Below are 1,313 nucleotides of genomic sequence, written 5' to 3' on the forward strand. Positions count from 1 at the left end.
CCCACCCCACACCACCAACCCACCCCACATCCCGGGCGTGTCGCACACTGCAACACCGCGCCCGCTTCTCGCCCCAGGGCGAGGCTCTGGGCTCTGGGCTCTGGGCTCTGGGCTCTGGGCTCTGGGCTCTGGGCTCTGGGCTCTGGGCTCTGGGCTCTGGGCTCTGGGCTCTGGGCTCTGGGCTGATCATGCACCTCCACGACCAGTTGGCAAACCCAGCTGCGCACTTCGTCGATCGCGACGATGGTCGTCCGCCGCCGACCGAGACCGACGGGTTGCTGACCCTTGCAACAGAAGACCTGCCACTTGCCCCCTTGCTCAGACCTTGCGCCGCAGCAGGCTCACGGCGGCCGGCCGAGACAGCAGCTACGAGGGTGTGGACGGTGAGGTGGGGATCTGAGTAGATGCCGGCGCCGAGCGCCCCCACGATGTGAAGACCACCGTCTGCGGAGGCCTCTCCCACCGGCGCGCTGCACGCCCGGCCTCTGAGGAACCCATCGCTGGCAGAAGGGCCGCGGATCTCCCCTTCGATGGCGCATCAGCAGACGAGCTCATGACCGACCGCCGCTGCGTGCACGGGCGCACGCGGTCGTGGCAGTTCCGACAGTCTTCTGCTCGAGCTCCTGCCGGTCAGGACGCGCGGAGGCACTGGCCTCATCGCCGATCCACTCCGGTCGTCCACAAGAACCGTCGTCAGGGGAGACCTGACGTCGCCGGGCTCGACCACGTGCTCCTCACCAGCGATGCCTTGTGAGGCTTGAGTCACCCCACACGCAACCACTGCAGACCGTTAGCAACCGCACGTCTCGGGCGAGAACGCGTGAACCCCACCTCAGCGGAATGCGGTCGGCCGACAACGGATCACCGGCACGCTGCGCCGGCCCGCAAGAATGAGAACAACCGGCGCGAGACAAGTCGTCGCCGCGGAAGAGCAAGCTCGCATCGGCGACGCCGTGCAGTCGAAGCGCCGGCATCGACGACTCGCATCATGGTGACCATCGACGCCAGGCGTCACCGCTCAGAACATGCCGAGCTGCCGACCGCCGCGCCTCTGGCTCGAACGACGCGCTCCGAAATGTGGACGACGCCTGGACCCCCAGTGGAGAATCCACGCCGATCCATCCAGACGCGGAGCCTCTCGTGAGGGCTCCGCCGGGGAATGCAGAAAAGCCCCTGACCGGTGGAGCGTGATGCTCCACCCGTCAGGGGCTTTCCATTGAAAAGAAGTCCGGCGGCGTCCTACTCTCCCACAAGGTCCCCCTTGCAGTACCATCGGCGCTGAGAGGCTTAGCTTCCGGGTTCGGAATGTGACC

General features: G+C 66.9%; 1 rRNA gene. It reads right to left on the reverse strand.

The features are described 5' to 3' along the window. Positions 1 to 1,226: 1,226 nt before the first annotated feature. A 5S ribosomal RNA gene (gene rrf / locus SOM35_RS17350) occupies positions 1,227 to 1,313 on the reverse strand; the annotation flags it as partial.

Origin of the sequence: Curtobacterium sp. CFBP9011, assembly GCF_034045095.1 — a bacterium.
Lineage (GTDB): Bacteria > Actinomycetota > Actinomycetes > Actinomycetales > Microbacteriaceae > Curtobacterium.